Source organism: Arcanobacterium phocae (genome assembly GCF_900105865.1).
Classification (GTDB): domain Bacteria; phylum Actinomycetota; class Actinomycetes; order Actinomycetales; family Actinomycetaceae; genus Arcanobacterium; species Arcanobacterium phocae.
In genome coordinates, this window is sequence record NZ_LT629804.1 from 1,619,182 (window position 1) to 1,637,262 (window position 18,081).

The following is an 18,081-nucleotide window of genomic DNA, read 5'->3' on the forward strand; positions in this document are numbered from 1 at the left end:
GCTGTGTGGAACATGAACAGCCAACACCCGAGTTTCTAACTGCCCTTGAGTCCCTTAAAGGGCAGACTTTTCGTGCTGGCTTTCATATCGTGCAAATCCCACCTCCTACTCGGATCGCGCCATGGGCAGTCGCGCTACAGGCCGAAATTAATGATTCCCCGGTGAAAGATCCAGATTTTTATCGCGGCAATGCAAAGTTCGTTGTTCTGCATGATCCTGCGGGCCAGCCAGCGTGGAATGGTACTTTTCGAATTGTTATGCACGCACAGGCACCTGTTGAATCGGACTTGGGAGACGATCCACTGCTTGGCGAAGTAGCGTGGTCGTGGTTACCCGAAGCCCTCGAATCAGCCAATGCCGGCTACCATTCTCTCAATGGGACGGTTACCCGTGTTTTTAACGAAACGTTCGGTGGACTGTACATTGATTCTTCACGAATCGACTTGGAAGTTCGCGCATCATGGACACCTACCACCGAATTTTTGGCTGAGCATCTTCACGCATGGGCACGTTTTTGTACGACTATGGCTGGTCTACCACCAGAGCAATCCGTGGCGACACTGCCACGGCGAATTGAAAGAGTGTAATGATTCTTGACGACAATCCTGATCTTCGTCTCCTAGCTGAGCCACGGGCAGGTTTACCCGATATTACACACGATACTATTGCTCATGCAGTGACTGCGTTAAGAAATGGCCATGGCCCATTCGCCGTCGATACCGAGCGAGCAATGGGACTGCGCTATTCCAATCGAGCTTATCTGATACAAATTAAACGAGCGGGCGCGGGAATCTTCCTCATCGATCCGATAGGTATCGAAGACCAATTAGGTGATCTCGCTACCATTATGGACGACGAATGGATTTTGCATGCTGCTGATCAAGACCTTCCGTGTCTACGAGAATTAGGTCTCGAGCCAGCCCGCGTCTTCGATACCGAGGTAGCTGGCCTTGTCCTTGGATACGACCATGTTTCGCTACAGAGTATGGTCGCTGAAGAATTCGGAATTGCGCTAGCAAAGGAATATTCCAACGCTGATTGGTCGCAACGTCCACTCGGACCAGAGCTACGAGCTTATGCAGCTTTAGATGTTGAATTATTGATTGAGCTTAAAGAGTCTCTTACTATAAGACTGCGCGATGCTGGGCGTTACGACTGGTTTGTTCAAGAATGCGAAGAGGTTCGATGCCGCCCCCTTCCCGCACCTCATCCACAACCTTGGCGAAAAGCCGTTAAATATGCGAAGTTTCCTGATCAACGCTCTTTGGCAATGCTCAAAGAACTATGGCAGGTACGCGACATTGTGGCACGCGAACGTGATCTTGCCCCGGGCAAAGTATTGCCGAACAAAATTCTTGCTACGCTGGCAGCCCGAAAGCCACGGTCCCGTGCAGATGTTCAAAATTCGTCTCTGTTCCGTTCACGCGGACGCAAACGTGATGCTACTGTTTGGTGGGACGCTATCCACGCCGCATGGAATCTTCCGCAAAACGAGCTCCCGGCACGAAAGTTTTCATACTCTAAAGATCCTTTTCCACCAATTCAGCGATGGGAAAAGCTTCGTCCGGAAGCAGCTGAACGTTGGACAACTATTCGCACCGCTGTTTTGGAGCATGCTGACAGACTCGGTATTCGACAAGAGGTTCTTTTAAAGCCGCGTATTCAAAAACAGCTTGCTTGGGATGGTTGGACGGCAACACAAGAAATTCCAGATTTACTAGAATCCTATGGCGCGCGCCCATGGCAGATAGAACAGGTTTGCCAGGCTCTGGGCTAACAGCGATTATTTACGTGAGCCGCGGAGAAGTTTAGCAACAGCTACGACCACATTTCCTGCTTGCATATGTTGGTGAGCTAGAACGGACTGCCGCGAAGCATGAGCTAAGAACTGTTTGCTGATACCCAACGAAGCTAGTGGCTGTCTGACGTTAGCTTCATTCAAAGACTTCTGGATACATGCACCGGCTCCGCCATCGACCAGACCATCTTCAAGCGTCACAATACAGCGCGCCCGGCTACAGACCTGCACCAGATCAGTATTAGCTGGTATCGCCCATCGTGGGTCAATAACAATAACCGGCTCTTCAAGCTGCTGGGCTGCCTCAACCATTGTGTGCACCAGCGGCCCATATCCAATCAAAACAATCGGGTCTTCATCACCCACTTTTTCATAAACAACGTCAAGTGTGCCAATACGCCGGAGGGTAGCCAGATCCGATGGCACAGCACCTTTTGGATAGCGCACAATCGTTGGGGAAGGTTTCGCAATAGCCTCATGCAGAAGCTCACGCATACGTGTCTCGTCACGCGGGACTGCCACTTCCATTCCCGGAACCATATTCGCGATTGCCATATCCCACATGCCATTGTGCGAGGCACCATCGTCACCAGTGACACCGGAACGGTCCAAACAAATTGTTACCGGCGCGCCATGAAGCGCAACGTCCATTAGTAGCTGATCATATGCCCGATTCATGAACGTTGCATATAAGGCAACTACCGGATGGAATCCCTGCTGGGCTAGGCCGGCAGCCATCGTCATAGCGTGTTGTTCTGCTATACCCACATCTATAACACGCTCTGGAAGTTGCTTCTTCATTGGCCCAAGGCCAACTGGAAGCATCATCGCGGCGGTAATTCCAACCACGCTAGGATTCTCTTTCGCGATTTCAACGATTTCTTCCGCGAACACTGATGTCCATCCGAATCGTGACGGCTCGACTGGAAGCCCGGTTTCTGGGTGAATAACTCCCACTGCATGGAACCGATCTGCTTCGTGTTCTTCGGCTGGCTTGTAGCCGCGACCTTTTTCGGTGATGCAATGGACGACGACGGGGCCACCATACTTACGTGCCATTGTGAAAGCTTCTTCAAGTTCGGACATATCGTGACCGTCGACTGGACCGAGATACTTTAAGCTCAGAGAATCGAAAATGCCGGCATCAACAAATACATCTTTCATTCCGCGTTTCAGTCCATGCAGGGCATCGTAGGTTAGTTGACCAGCCAGTCCTGATTTTTGTAAAGTCCGTTTGCCCCAGCTAAGTGCCCGTTCATAGGTACGGTTAACGCGCATCGCATCCATTTTGCGTACGGCATCGATTCGGCGGACAATACCACCAACAGTTGGCGCATAAGAACGTCCGTTATCATTGATAATAATAACAAGGGGACGATCTGGATCTTCGGCTATGTTATTGAGAGCTTCCCACGCCATGCCGCCGGTCATCGCACCGTCACCAATGATTGCTACTGCCCGTTGATCTTTACCAGAAAGTTGCATACCCCGCGCGATTCCGTCTGCCCACGAAAGCGCGGTAGAAGCGTGTGAATTTTCGACGACGTCGTGTAGTGATTCCGTGCGAGATGGATATCCAGAGAGGCCATTTTCCTTACGCAAATTATGGAAGTCATGGCGGCCAGTTAGTAATTTATGAACGTAGGACTGATGCCCGGTGTCAAAGACAAGAACGTCATTCGGTGAATCGAAAACACGGTGTAGCGCGATTGTTAGCTCTACTACGCCAAGATTAGGACCGAGATGTCCACCAGTGCGAGCAACATTTGTCACCAAGAATGAACGAATCTCAGCGGCCAATGCAGGTAGTTGATCAGGTGTTAAGGCCTTCACATCTTGTGGACCATTAATGGAACTTAGCATACCCATTCGCTGATAGCCTCCTTAGCTCATACCTACCTAGGTTACCAGCGTTATTGGCTTTCTCCCTACTTATTTCCGCTTTCATCTAGTCACTGGACAAGGGAGCGTAATACATATTGCAGTATTCCACCGTGACGGTAGTAGTCAGCCTCACCAGGCGTGTCTATTCGTACTTCTGCTTCAAACTCTGTGATACCGCGACTCTGGTGGACTGCTCTAACAGATACCCGGCGCGGTATATTTCCGCTGTTTAAAACTTCTATACCAGAAACGCTCACCGTTTCTGTTCCATCTAACCCCAGGGTTTGCGCATTCGTGCCAGCAATAAATTGTAGCGGTAGCACACCCATTCCGATCAGATTGGAGCGGTGGATGCGTTCGAACGATTCTACAAGAACTGCTTTGATTCCTAGAAGCGCGGTTCCCTTTGCGGCCCAGTCCCGTGACGAACCTGATCCGTATTCTTTTCCTCCCAATACAATTAATGGGACATTAGCCTTCTGGTAGGCCATTGCTGCGTCGTAAATGGCGTCTTGCTTATCCGTAAGAAAATTGTATGTATAACCACCTTCTACTCCGTCAAGTAATTGGTTGCGTAGCCGGATATTGGCGAATGTTCCACGAATCATTACTTCGTGGTTGCCACGACGAGATCCATAAGAGTTAAAATCCCCTCGTTCAATACCATGCTGAGCCAGGTACTGGCCAGCAGGTGAGTCCGGCTTGATAGCGCCAGCCGGAGATATATGGTCTGTCGTAACTGAATCTCCAAGTTTGGCCAATACCCGTGCGTTGGAAATATCTCTCACTGGAGTAAGATCCATGGCCATCCCGTCAAAGAACGGAGCTTTACGCACATACGTAGAGTCATTGTCCCATGTAAATGTTGACCCCGTTGGGGTTTCTAAACGTTGCCACCGCTCATCACCGGCAAATACGTCCGCATATGCCGATTCAAACATATCCCGGTTAACAGATCTATCGATTGTTCCTTGAACTTCCCGAGCTGATGGCCAAATGTCTGCTAAGAAAACGTCGTGTCCGGCTGAGTCTTGGCCTAGTGGCTCATGAGCGAAATCGATATCCATGGTTCCAGCCAACGCATATGCAATAACAAGTGGCGGCGAAGCAAGGTAGTTCATCTTGATATCTGGATTTATTCGTCCTTCAAAATTACGATTTCCAGAAAGAACGGAAACCACTGCTAAATTGGCATTATTGATAGCAGCTGATATTTCTTCTGGTAGTGGTCCAGAGTTGCCGATACATGTTGCGCACCCATACCCAACAAGATGAAAACCGAGCGTTTCCAAGGCAGGCCAAAGTCCTGCTTTCTTGTAATATTCTGTCACCACTTGAGAGCCCGGAGCCAATGAAGTTTTCACCCATGGTTTTACTGTGAGACCCCGTTGAACTGCTTTTTGAGCCAGTAAACCGGCAGCCATCATAACAGATGGATTTGACGTATTCGTGCATGACGTGATCGATGCGATTGCTACAGAGCCATGATCGATTTCAATATCTGCGTTGTTAAGATGGATCTTAGTTACTTTGTGAGGTCGATCGTCCCCTAGATCGTCAGTGTAGTGAGAAAGATTATCTCGGAAACGAGCTTTTGCCGAAGCCAATTCAATACGATCTTGTGGGCGCTTTGGTCCCGCAATGGACGGTACTACTGTTGCCAAGTCTAGTTCTAGGTACTCAGAATATGTTACTTCTTGTTCCGGGGCATGCCATAAACCTTGAGCTTTGCTGTAGGCTTCGACCAAAGAAACCTGTTCTTCAGGTCTGCCGGTCAACCGCAGGTATTCAAGCGTCACATCATCGATCGGGAATACAGCAGCGGTCGAACCAAATTCAGGAGACATATTCCCGATTGTTGCCCGATTCGCCAACGGCACTGCGCTTACTCCGTGCCCGTAGAATTCCACGATTTTACCGACAACGCCATGCTTGCGTAGCATGTCAGTAATTGTTAGGACGACGTCGGTCGCCGTCGCTCCGGCTGGTATTTCACCGGTTAATTTGAACCCAACGACGGGCGGTATCAACATGGAAACAGGCTGCCCAAGCATAGCAGCCTCAGCTTCTATACCGCCCACTCCCCAGCCAAGCACCCCCAGCCCGTTTACCATTGTGGTATGCGAATCAGTACCAACACAGGTATCTGGGTAAGCAACAGCTTCGCCGTCGTTATCACGAACCATAGTAACGCGCGCAAGACGTTCGATATTTACCTGATGGACGATCCCTGTTCCTGGCGGGACAACTGTAAAGTTGTTGAACGCGCCTTGTCCCCACCGCAAAAACTGATATCGTTCCTCGTTACGGCTATACTCAAGATCCATATTGCGTTGCAGTGCGTTAGCTTGACCGAATACGTCAATCTGTACTGAATGGTCAATAACCATTTCAGCGGGATTCAGCGGATTTATAGCATCTGGATTTCCACCGAGTTGCACTACGGCTTCGCGCATGGTGGCTAAATCGACGATACATGGCACCCCCGTAAAATCCTGCATAACAACTCGTGCTGGGGTGAACTGGATTTCTACCTGTGGCTCAGCAACTGGATTCCAGGTAGCGAGCGCACGGATGTGATCAACAGTCACATGTACGCCGTCTTCGTGTCGTAACAGATTTTCTGCCAGAATTTTAAGCGAATACGGTAATGTGGTGAGCTCTGGCAGTGTGTCGAGCCGATAGATAGCGTACTTTTTTCCGGCGACAGCAAGATATGACTTGGCATGGAACGTATCTCGGCTCATGAGCTCTCCTTCGAACTATCTTAATATCAAGATAGCAGAGATTTTGGTGCTTGTCACACGCTCTAGAACAGCCCAGACACCTTCCCGTTATCGTCGACATCTATGCGCTCAGCCGCAGGCTCTGCTGGTAAACCCGGCATCGTTAAAATATCTCCGGTATACACAACAATAAATCCTGATCCCGCATTAACTTTGACGTCTTTAACATGAAGGGTGAACCCTCGTGGGCTTCCAAGTTCATGAGGATTATCGCTAAAGCTATATTGCGTCTTTGCCACACATACCGGCAGGTGAGACAAACCAAGCTTTACAATATTCGCTATGCTTCGCTGTGCTCGTGAGCTAATATCAACCGCACAACCGCCATATACCTTCGTGACAAGTTTATGGAGCTTTTCTAATAACGAATCATTATCGGCATATGGAAAAGCAATGTCTGACGCAGTTTCGCATAACCGAATAACTTCCTGCGCTAGCTCGGCACCACCTGTACCACCATCCGCCCACACCGTTGAACGAACGCAACGCACGCCGTATTCCACACACCGCGAAACAACATGCTCTATTTCTGCTTCAGTATCTGTTGGAAACACGTTCAGAGCAACAACCGTTGGCAGTTGGTATACCTGCGTCATGTTCTCGATATGCTTGATAAGATTAGGTAAACCAGTTGCAACCGCCTCAACATTCTCAGTAGCTAGATCATGTTGCGAAACTCCCCCGTGCATTTTTAATGCACGTACGGTTGCTACTATCACGGCGCAATGAGGCTGGTTGCCAGTAATGCGACACACAATATCAAGGAATTTTTCAGCGCCTAGATCCGCGCCGAATCCGGCTTCGGTAACTGTGTATTCAGTCAGACTGCGAGATAGCTTAGTAGCGAGAACCGAATTACAGCCATGCGCGATATTAGCGAATGGGCCACCGTGAATAAAAGCCGGCGTATGCTCTAGAGATTGAACCACATTCGGTTTTATTGCTTCTTTGAGTAACGCCGTCATCGCACCAACAGCTCCTAAATCTTGAGCTGTGACTGGCTTTCTGTCATACGTGTAGCCAACGATGATCTTTCCGAGTTTTTCTTTGAGGTCGCTAATTGACGTAGCCAAACAGAAGATAGCCATCACTTCGCTAGCAACCGTCATTTCAAAGCTGTCTTCTCTACTCACTCCGTCTACCGGTGATCCTAGCCCATCAACAAGATGGCGTAGCTGCCGATCATTCATATCAACACACCGTTTTATCACAATATTCTTAGGATTTATCCCAAGTCTATTACCCTGATAAATATGGTTATCGAGCATTGCAACCAACAAATTATTGGCCGCCGAAATCGCATGAAAATCGCCAGTGAAATGTAGATTGATATCTTCCATCGGCACTACTTGAGCATATCCTCCACCGCAGGCCCCGCCTTTGAGCCCAAACACAGGGCCGAGTGACGGTTCCCGCAATGCCATAGATACGCTTTTTCCTAGTCTGTTCAAAGCATCGGCTAAACCCACCGTCGTCGTCGTTTTTCCTTCGCCTGCAGGTGTTGGCGACATCGCTGTAACCAGAATGAGTTTATTCGTCTCGATTCGGGACTCGTCGATTGCGCTGATATCGATCTTGGCTTTATATCTACCGTAATGATCAACGAGATCCGGGGCTATGCCCAACCGTTTAGTTATTTCATCGATCGGAAGCATATGCGCCTGCTGAGCAATGTCAATATCTGATGGATATGCCATAGTTTACTTTCCTAGTTAGCGAAATACGCAACGGCCGATGCAAAGATTTTCATGTCATACTGGCCCGGAACATTGAGATAGCACCCATCGGAATACCGTTCGGTATGCCCCATCTTACCGAAGACTCGGCCGTCATCAGAGACCATTCCTTCAATGGCGTTCACTGAATTATTTGGGTTGAATTCAATGGCCGTCGTTGGATCACCGGCAAAATCCACATACTGCGTAGCGATATTCTTAACCGGAACATTGCCAACGATGCGACCCTCACCATGCGAAATCGGAACCTGGAAGATATCCCCCGCATTAACCTGACGTAACCACGGGCTCGCGATATTCGCCACTCGAACATTAACAATTGATGACTGATGACGCTTGATCGAATTGTAGGTCAAAGTAGGCATGTCAGCTGTTGGCTGCATGATTTTTCCATACGGAAGCAAACCCAATTTGATTAAGGCTTGGAAACCGTTACAGATACCGCCAATCAATCCGCCACGGTTGTCCAATAGGTCAGTGATAGCCACAGCAACCTTAGCATTGCGCATAAACGAGGTAATAAATTTTGCTGACCCGTCTGGTTCATCACCGCCAGAGAATCCGCCCGGGATAAACAAAATCTGGGCATCGGCCAACCGATCCGCAAACGTATCGATACTCGTTTCGATATCTGCCACGGACAGATTGTTAATGACAATAACCTCAGGATCTGCCCCAGCTTTTTGCCATGCCGCCGCGGTGTCATATTCACAGTTTGTACCAGGGAAGACTGGGATGAGTACACGCGGTTTTTCAATACGCGGCCCAGAATATGTTATTGCTTCGCCGGCAGTTTCAACGGCTGAAACATGTTCGTCTGGTTGCCCCGAACGCACCGGATACACTGGCTCAAGCGTCGCTTCATAAGAACGCTGAACCTCAGCGAGGTCTATGCGCGTCTGTCCATGTACAAATGCAAATTCGTCGTTGATGTCACCAAGATAGATGGCATCATCGAGATCCGTCGTCGTCTCACACAAAAAGCCTCCGCGAACCGGCATAAAACTCGTGTGCGGATCGAAATGAGCTGCGAAACGAACTCCTAAGCGGTTTCCTAACGCCATTTTTACGCTAGCTTCCGCAACCGAAGTCCCAGTCAAACTATAGGCACTGACGATCTCACCACGGTGAATATGCTGTGCGATCCTAGCGAAATAGTCCCGCGAAATATCTTGCGGGCAAAACAGATAGAGCTTGTTGCCTGCCTTCTTAAATTCGGGCGAAATAATAGACTCAGTAGAACCAAGGCTTACCGCGAAGGAAACCAAGGTAGGGATGACATCGAGAGATTCAAACGTACCGCTCATAGAGTCCTTGCCACCAATAGCTGCTACACCAAGGTCAAGCTGGGCTTGGAACGCTCCCATCAAACTCGCTAACGGTAGTCCCCATTTCTCTGGGTCCTTGTGTAATGAGGGGAAATATTCTTGGAAGCTGAGATGAACCTGATCCGGGTCTGCCCCAACGGCGATAACTTTCGCCACTGAATCAATAACTGCATCGTATGCGCCCTGATACGGGTCCGCTCCGCTCAAAACAGGGTTAAATCCATACCCCATGACAGAACACGTCGTCGTGTTGCCATTGGGAACTGGCAGTTTATGAACCATCGCCTGGATAGGAGTCTTTTGGTATCGACCACCTAGTGGCATCAGTACTGTATGTGTTCCAATAGTTGAGTCGAAGCGTTGAATCAGTCCTTCTTTGCTACAGTGGTTCAGATCCGCCATGAGCTCGCGCAGCCCGCTTGCCCAGTCAGAAACCTGATACTCCGGTAGCTGCTTGCCTGGATGCACGACGACGTTAGCTGTTTTGGGCGCACCATGTGTGTCGAGGAATGAACGCTCCAGCCGAACAACTTCCTGCCCCATATAGGACATCGACAGTACCGGTTCAGCAGTCACTTCGGCAACCACTGCCATCTCCACATTTTCCGCATGGCAGTGTTGAGCCAGACGTGGCAGATCAGCGGGTGCAATAACTACCGCCATTCGCTCTTGTGACTCGCTGACCGCAATTTCGGTCGCGTTCAAACCAGCATATTTGGTGTGGACACGGTCAAGGTTAATCCGCAACCCGTCAGCAAGCTCCCCAATCGCAACAGCTACTCCGCCGGCACCAAAATCATTACATTTCTTAATGCACTTAGTAACCTCTGGGTGGCGGAACAGACGCTGAAGTTTACGTTCTTCAAGAGCATTGCCTTTTTGGACCTGTGCCCCGCAATCCCGAACTGAAGCCACATCGTGTGGCCGGGAAGAACCAGTTGCGCCGCCGACGCCGTCCCTACCCGTTGGGCCACCAATAAGAACAACAAGATCGCCGGGTTGCGGAGTCGCACGCTGAATATTGTCTGCTTTCACGGCTCCTAGGACCGCGCCGATTTCCAAGCGCTTGGCAGTATAAGAGGCATCATAAAACTCATCAATATACGAGGTCGCTAACCCAATCTGGTTGCCGTATGAGGAATAGCCGTCAGCTGAAACAGTGACAATTTGGCGTTGTGGCAGTTTACCAGGCAAGGTTTCTTCCAGCGGTTGGAGCGGATCGCCCGCTCCAGTGACGCGCATAGCAGCATACACATATGCTCGGCCAGATAACGGATCGCGGATTGCACCACCGATGCAGGTTGCGGCGCCGCCAAACGGCTCGATTTCGGTTGGATGATTATGCGTTTCGTTCTTAAACAGCAATAACCACTCTTCGTTTTCGCCTTCGACGTTGACCTCGACCTTAATTGTGCAGGCATTGATCTCGTCGCTAATATCGAGCTGATCTAGCTTGCCGTGGGCACGCAAATATTTCATAGACATCGTCGCAATGTCCATCAACGTCACGGGTTTGCCCGGAGCGATGTCAGATTTGATCCGCAGGTAGGACTCATATGTGCGGGCAACACGCTCATCGTCAATATCGACTTTAGCCAGCTCCGTGGTAAACGTCGTATGCCGACAATGATCTGACCAATAGGTATCAATGACTTTTAGTTCGGTTTCCGTCGGGTTACGGCCAATTCGAGTGAAATAGTCTTGGACAAGAGTCAGATCTGCTAGATCCATCGCCGCGGCATTATCATCAAGGTAGGTACGAAGTTCTTCCTTGCTCATCGTCGTAAAGTTCGCTACCTCAGGGACGGCTTGTGCTGGAGTAGTCTGCAACGCGAGAGATTGTGGCAGTTCTAGTGATACTTCATGAGAGTCTACCGAGTTAATAAGATATGTTTTGATCCTAGCTAGTTCGCCGTCAGTCACTCCACCGCTGATAACGTATACCCGTGCATAGCTGATACGCGGTTTATCAACTTGAGCCATCATTTGGATACACACCGCAGCGCTATCAGCACGCTGGTCAAACTGCCCGGGCAAGTAGCTAACGGCAAAGACTCGATCGCTAGGACGCGTCGCCAGCTCCACAAAATAGTTATCTACTGGAGGCTGGGCAAAAACCTGAGTGACTGCACGATCAAACACCTGTGCCGATATATTTTCGCAATCATAACGATTAATAATCCGCACACCAGTAACAGAATCAATATGTAAAAATGAGCGAAGATCGTCAGCAAGATTATCGGCAGCAGGATTCGTGCCTGGCTTAGCTTCAACATAAATTCTAGAGATCATGGTGATCCTCAATTTCTCGAGCTGTGGTTCCAATATCATTACGGTAATGACTATGAGCGAAGGAAATAGCGCTCACGTGATCGTAGGCAGAGTCAATAGCTTCACCGAGCGAAGCACCGAATCCGAGAACGTTAAGTACGCGACCAGAAGCGCTTTCTAGTTCACCGTTGCCGTTGCGTTTAACACCAGCGAATATGAGATACGGTTCGACGTCGGCTGGAAACGATACAACATCGCCCGTCACCGGGTGTTCCGGGTAGCCTTCAGCAGCCATGACCACGCAAGCCGCATGACGGTCTTGGCATTCAACGACGACATCTGCCAATCGGCCTTGACTCGTGGCTCGGAAAATAGAGAGCAGATTGCCCTTAAGCAGAGGCAAAACCACCTGAGTTTCCGGATCGCCAAAACGAGCGTTATATTCGATCACTTTTAGCCCGTCAACAGTGAGCATCAAACCAAAATATAAACAGCCTCGAAAATCAATTCCGTCCTTGATTAAACCAGTTAAAGTTGGCTGCATAATTTTTTGTTCGAACTCAGTTGCAATCTGTGCAGTAAAAACAGGGTTAGGAGCGATACACCCCATTCCGCCAGTGTTTGGCCCGCGATCGCCGTCGAAAATTTTCTTGTGGTCCATACTCGAGACGAGGGGCTTAATGGTTTTGCCATCGCACAATGCGAGTACTGAGATTTCCGGGCCAGAAAGAAATTCCTCAATAATGACTGCTGCCGAACTCTCCCCAAATTTCCGCCAGACCATAAAATCAGCCAGCACGCTATGTGCCTGCGCTACGTCGTCGACAATAACCACTCCTTTGCCCAATGCCAGTCCGTCAGCTTTGATAACTAGTGGATAGGATGCACGTTGGGCATATTCTTGGGCCTGTTGAACGTCGTGAAACTCAGCGTAGCTAGCGGTTGGAATGCCATGCCGAAACATAAATTGCTTCGCAAAGCTCTTCGACCCTTCCAGCATGGCGCCACGCTGACGTGGACCAAAGCATGCTATCCCGGTATCTTCCAATGCATCCACCAAACCTGCCACAAGTGGGTTATCGGGGGCTACTACGCACAGCTCAATTTCATTGGCTGAGCAAAACTCAACAATAGCTGGAATATCTGTTGCCCCAATATCAGGATGGGTAGTTGCAAATGTCATGGTATCGTTGCCGGGGATAACGTCCAACACGATATCTGGGTTATCTTCGATAAGCCGGGCGCCAATAGCGTATTCCCGCCCACCGCTTCCGATCAGGCAAACTTTCACATCGTCCCTTTCTCAGTGATGGAAGAATCGAACGCCATTACAGACCATGACGATGTTGTGGTCGTTACATGAGTCAATAACTGCGTCGTCCCGGATTGAGCCACCAGGCTGGACTACATAGGAGACGCCACTGCGCACGGCTCGCTTAATGTTGTCGGAGAATGGGAAGAACGCATCGGATGCTAGGCTTACCCCGGATTGCGAGGCTAAAAATTCGCGTTTTTCGGTCTCCGTTAATGGCTGCGGACGGGTGAGAAAATAATTTTCCCAGATGCCTACAGCGCACACATCTTCTTCATTGTGATTGATATAGCTGTCAATCACGTTATCTCGCGTAGCTCGCCCAAGGTCTGGCTTAAACTGCAATCCAAGCACTTTTGGATGCTGCCGCAAAAACCATGAGTCGGCTTTATCGCCAGCGAGTCGCGTGCAGTGAATCCGAGATTGTTGGCCTGCCCCCACTCCAATTGCTTGTCCTTGGTATGCGTAACATACCGAGTTCGATTGAGTGTACTTGAGGGTAATTATGCCAATCAATAGGTCAATCTTGTTTGCTGCTGGAAGATCCTTATTCGTTGTGACAACGTTCGCTAGTAACGATTCGTCTACCGTGAAGTTGTTGCGATGCTGGGAGAAGGTAATACCAAAAACATCTTTGGTCTCAAGTGTCGCTGGTTCGTAATCTGGATCTATCTCAATCACGGTATAGTTACCGTTGCGTTTGCTTGACAAAATTTCCAGCGCCTCAGGCTCGTAACCGGGGGCAATCACGCCGTCCGATACTTCGCGTTTGATACAGCGTGCCGTAACTACATCGCACACGTCACTCAAGGCTACGAAATCACCGAATGAGCACATCCGGTCAGTACCGCGTGCCCGTACATAAGCACACGCGAGCGGCGATTCATCAAGCCCATCGACGTCATCAACAAAGCACACCTTTTTCAGGGTTTCAGATAACGGCTGGCCAACAGCGGCCGACGTCGGAGAAACATGTTTGAACGACGTCGCCGCCGGCAAACCAGTTGCTGCTTTCAACTCGCGAACAAGTTGCCAGCCGTTGAGAGCATCAAGCAGATTGATATACCCGGCCTTACCGTTGAGCACCCGCAGCGGTAGCTCTTGTCCATCCTTCATGGCGATGTGTGCCGGCTTTTGATGAGGATTATTTCCGTATTTTAGTTCTAACCGATTCATGCGTGGACCTCGTGCTTATTGGTTATCGACATCGTGGTAATGGTGTGTGTTTCTAAATCAAGAGTGGCTTCTAGCAACGAGACTTTGAATTCCGGATTGATCGCATCCCAGATCTTTCGCCCCAGCCCATCTTCATAGTCAAACTCGACTGGCTCGCCAGAAAAGCTTGGGAGCGGCTGAACGTCGTCGTGATAAGTATGAATACAGTGCCCGATGCCACGCACGTACGGATAGTGAAAATCAAAATGTACCGATTGTTGGCCAGTATGATCCGCTGCCTTAATAACGTGCATCGAATACTCATCTGGTTGTGTAACGAGGGAAATACGCGGAGTAAAATTCGGAGCATCCGGTTCGCATTCGCGTTCGCTAAGAGACTCCGCCGGTAATAGTCCGTCAATTAAACCATTGTAAATCGTCGCGGTTTGGTCACCATTAGTGAAAATATGTGTGGTTCCGGAATAGCGATAAATAGGATAAATAATCAGACTAGGGTCTGCCATCTGTGACTCATCGTAAGCCTGGGTACGCACTACATCGCCGTCGTCAACAAATACCCGGTTCTGGCTATTCATGCTCCTGCCCATGATGAAATAAACGATCGTCGCAGTCTTCCCGTCTGGCGAAGTAGCAAGAACAAGAGTACGCCCCGGATATGTTTTGCTTCCCAGGTAAGAAACAATAGATCTAGTTGTCATATCAGTTACCTGCAATTTCTTTGGATAGTTGTTCGATGACACGTGGATATATGATGTGCTCAACTTCTGTCAGGACCCGCTTTTGCACGTCTTGTGGAGTATCAGTTTCGTAAACCGGAACTGTTTCTTGCGCCAAAATCTGACCGCCGTCGCAAACCTCGGTTACGTAATGGACGGTTGCACCAGAAACTTTCACCCCGGCTGCTACCACGGCTTCGTGGACTTTCAGACCATAGAATCCTGGTCCGGAAAACGCCGGGATAAGTGAGGGATGAACGTTGACAATCCGATTCGGATATCGTTCGACGAACTGTTTGCTCAAAATGTTCATGTATCCGGCAAGCACAATCAGATCGATCTGGTATTGATCAATTATTTGGCTCAACGCATCGTCGAACTCTGCTTGGGTTGCGAATTCTTGACGCCGTACCACGTCTACCGGCACACCAGCGTCACGAGCGCGAGTTATCCCGTACGCCTGAGAACTGCTACTGATAACAAGTTCAACTGTGCCATGGGCTAGAGCGCCGGTTGCTGCTGCATCAAGAATTGCTTGGAGGTTACTGCCGTTACCAGAGATAAGAACTGCTATGCGCGCTTTGTTACGAGTCATAGCCAGCTCCGTCTATTTCTACCAGCGTGTTGGACCGAACTACCTTCCCCAAAACATAGGCACGTTCGCCATGTTCACCAAGGATTTCTAAAGTTTCTTGGACGTTGTGTGGATCGACGACGCACGTCATCCCAACCCCCATATTGAAGGTGTTGAACATATCGTGGTTATTGATCTTCCCAATACGCTGAATCAGAGAGAAGATCGGAAGTATTCCGACGTCGTTATAGTTGATAGCAACGCCCAAACCGTTCGGTAGACTCCGCGGAATATTCTCATAAAACCCGCCACCAGTGATATGAGCTAATGACTTTACAAGTTTTTTCTCAAGTAGCTCAGTAACTGGTTTGACATAGATTTTCGTGGGAGTCAATAACACTTCGCCCAGGCTTTGCCCTAATAGTTCATCGTAGGTTTCCTGTAGTGCCTGCGCATTATCGATCTGAAACACTTTGCGGATGAGCGAAAAACCGTTGGAGTGCACACCGGAACTCGCGATCGCGATAACAACATCGTTTTCTTGCACGCTGGACTTATCAAGAATCTCTTCCTGGTCAACGATCCCGTTGCAGAAACCCGCAAGATCGTATTCGTCTACTGGATAGAATCCTGGCATCTCCGCAGTTTCACCGCCTACCAGCGGGATATCCGCTTGAATGCACCCATCGGCGATTCCGGCAACAATCTTTTCAATCTTGGCTGGTTCGTTCTTTCCGCAGGCAATGTAATCGAGGAAGTTAATTGGGCGCCCTCCAACACACAGTACGTCGTTGACGCACATTGCTACGCAGTCGATGCCAACTGTGTCATGTTTATCCAGTAAGAAAGCGAGCTTAAGTTTGGTTCCAACTCCATCAGTGGCGGAAACGAGAACTGGGTTTTCCATATCGAAGCCGCCCAGTGGCAGTAAGCCGCCAAAGCCCATATGGTCGAAGTTTCCTTGGCCCTTCATCGTCTGTCTTATATGTTTGTGGATTCTTTCTACAACCTCGTATCCGGCTTCAATATCGACTCCGGCATCTTTATATCGTTCTGATTGTGAATCGCGCATGGTTATTCTTTTCCGCTCCAGCAGTATGTACAGAGTTTGTCTGGGTGTAAGCCGATAGCTTTGATGATTCCGTCTAGGGTTTGAAACTCGATTGTGTCAAAGTTAAAGCGCTTCGCTAACTCAGCACGCAATCGCTTCCCACGTTCGGAAGTCGGATCAGCGTATTCGTCAATATGTTCTAACCCTTCGGGTCCTTCAAGCTGGTTGATGATCCGACGCGTAATGAGGTCGTTTTCGCTAGTACTAACCGAGAAGTTCAGATATTTACACGTGTGCATCATGGGTGGGCACGCACTTCGCATGTGTACTTCTTTGGCACCGTTTCCTTTGAGAAATTCCACTGTCTCCCGTAGCTGGGTGCCCCGGACGATTGAATCATCGACAAACAAAATATTCTTGCCATTGATGAGTTCCTTGATCGGTACCTGCTTCATTTTTGCTATCTCGTTACGCGAACCTTGCAGGTGCGGCAGAAAACTACGAGACCACGTAGGAGTGTATTTGATATAGCAACGGGCAAATCTTACGTTTGATTTATACGAATAGCCCATTGCGTGCGGGGTACCTGAATCTGGCACCCCGCACACATAATCGAGACGATCAAACAGATGCGGATCAGATTCGTTATCTGCAAGGATTTCTCCATTACGGTTCCGCATCATTTCGACATTGATGTTTTCGTATGTCGATGTTGGGTAACCGTAATAGTTCCACAAGAACGAACAAATCTTCATCTCGTTTTGAGACGGTATGAGTTGCTCAACACCGTGTGGAAGAATCTTGACAACCTCATTTGGTCCTAGCTCACTCACATAGTGATAACCGAGTTTTTCAAATGAGAATGACTCGAAACTAACAGCGTAACCGTCGTCGTCCTTGCCAATAATCATTGGCAAACGCCCTAGTCTGTCACGACCGACGATCAAGGAACCGTCGTCTAACAATACGACTAGATTGCATGACCCTTGTACTCGACTCTGGACATAGTTGATGCCTTCGTGGAACGTATCTTTCGTATTGATAAGTGCAGAGACCACCTCGGTAGGGTTGATCCGACCGCCACTCAAGGCGTTAAACATCGGACCTTTTTCAGCCAAAAGTTCAGCACTCAACTCGTCAATATTCGTGATTGCCCCAACAACACACAAAGCATATGTACCAAGATGGGAAGACATAATGAGCGGCGACGGAGCATCATCAGCAATACAGCCAATTCCTGCCTGTCCTCGCACGTGTTCCAAGAATTGTGCAAATCGCGACCGAAACGAATCTTTTTGAATATTATGAATCTCGCGCTGGAATCCGTCGTGGGTATTCCACAACACCATTCCGGCACGATAATTACCCAAATGACTGTGGTAATCGGTGCCGAAGAAAATATCTTCTTGCACATCTCGTATCGACGTCGAAGCAAACAGACCGCCCATG

The 18,081-nt window shown here is 49.2% G+C and carries 12 protein-coding genes; 2 read left to right on the forward strand and 10 right to left on the reverse strand.

Translation table 11 applies throughout. The features are described from left to right. Positions 1-5 precede the first annotated feature (5 nt). Both BLT51_RS07260 and BLT51_RS07265 read left to right on the forward strand, forming a co-directional pair. Complete coding sequence (locus BLT51_RS07260) at positions 6-587, forward strand: DUF3000 domain-containing protein (RefSeq protein ID WP_091281651.1); 582 nt, start codon at positions 6-8, stop codon at positions 585-587. Further along, positions 587-1,777: an HRDC domain-containing protein gene (locus BLT51_RS07265; protein ID WP_091281654.1), complete on the forward strand. Its 1,191-nt coding sequence runs from the start codon at positions 587-589 to the stop codon at positions 1,775-1,777. Before BLT51_RS07260 ends, BLT51_RS07265 begins: the two co-directional genes overlap by 1 nt. Before the next feature lie 6 nt (positions 1,778-1,783). On the opposite strand, the gene dxs is transcribed toward BLT51_RS07265, so the two are convergent. From dxs to BLT51_RS07315, 10 genes are all read right to left on the reverse strand, one after another. Then, complete coding sequence (dxs, locus tag BLT51_RS07270; RefSeq protein ID WP_091281657.1) at positions 1,784-3,667, reverse strand: 1-deoxy-D-xylulose-5-phosphate synthase; 1,884 nt, start codon at positions 3,665-3,667, stop codon at positions 1,784-1,786. An 83-nt stretch (positions 3,668-3,750) separates the two neighbouring features. Next, on the reverse strand, positions 3,751-6,429 hold the full coding sequence (gene acnA / locus BLT51_RS07275) for an aconitate hydratase AcnA (protein ID WP_091281660.1): 2,679 nt from the start codon (positions 6,427-6,429) through the stop codon (positions 3,751-3,753). A 62-nt stretch (positions 6,430-6,491) separates the two neighbouring features. Beyond that, entirely contained in the window at positions 6,492-8,165 is a 1,674-nt protein-coding gene (locus BLT51_RS07280; protein ID WP_091281661.1) for a formate--tetrahydrofolate ligase, read from the reverse strand. A gap of 11 nt (positions 8,166-8,176) precedes the next feature. After that, complete coding sequence (locus tag BLT51_RS07285) at positions 8,177-11,824, reverse strand: phosphoribosylformylglycinamidine synthase (protein ID WP_091281664.1); 3,648 nt, start codon at positions 11,822-11,824, stop codon at positions 8,177-8,179. Then, positions 11,814-13,094 (reverse strand): phosphoribosylamine--glycine ligase, encoded by a 1,281-nt coding sequence (purD, locus tag BLT51_RS07290; protein ID WP_091281666.1) that lies wholly within the window; start codon positions 13,092-13,094, stop codon positions 11,814-11,816. The genes BLT51_RS07285 and purD overlap by 11 nt, the downstream gene beginning before the upstream one ends. 12 nt (positions 13,095-13,106) lie before the next feature. Continuing rightward, positions 13,107-14,291 (reverse strand): phosphoribosylaminoimidazolecarboxamide formyltransferase, encoded by a 1,185-nt coding sequence (locus tag BLT51_RS07295; RefSeq protein ID WP_091281669.1) that lies wholly within the window; start codon positions 14,289-14,291, stop codon positions 13,107-13,109. After that, positions 14,288-14,989 carry an IMP cyclohydrolase gene (locus BLT51_RS07300; protein WP_091281671.1) on the reverse strand — a complete coding sequence of 234 codons (702 nt, stop codon included), beginning with the start codon at positions 14,987-14,989 and terminating at the stop codon, positions 14,288-14,290. Before BLT51_RS07300 ends, BLT51_RS07295 begins: the two co-directional genes overlap by 4 nt. Position 14,990: 1 nt before the next feature. Then, the gene (gene purN / locus BLT51_RS07305; protein WP_091281673.1) at positions 14,991-15,602 is read right to left on the reverse strand and encodes a phosphoribosylglycinamide formyltransferase; all 612 of its coding nucleotides are present in this window, start codon (positions 15,600-15,602) and stop codon (positions 14,991-14,993) included. Then, a complete protein-coding gene (purM, locus tag BLT51_RS07310; protein ID WP_091281675.1) occupies positions 15,592-16,653 on the reverse strand; it encodes a phosphoribosylformylglycinamidine cyclo-ligase in 1,062 nt (353 codons plus the stop codon). The genes purN and purM overlap by 11 nt, the downstream gene beginning before the upstream one ends. Before the next feature lie 2 nt (positions 16,654-16,655). Continuing rightward, the gene (locus BLT51_RS07315) at positions 16,656-18,080 is read right to left on the reverse strand and encodes an amidophosphoribosyltransferase (protein ID WP_091281677.1); all 1,425 of its coding nucleotides are present in this window, start codon (positions 18,078-18,080) and stop codon (positions 16,656-16,658) included. Position 18,081: the final 1 nt, after the last annotated feature.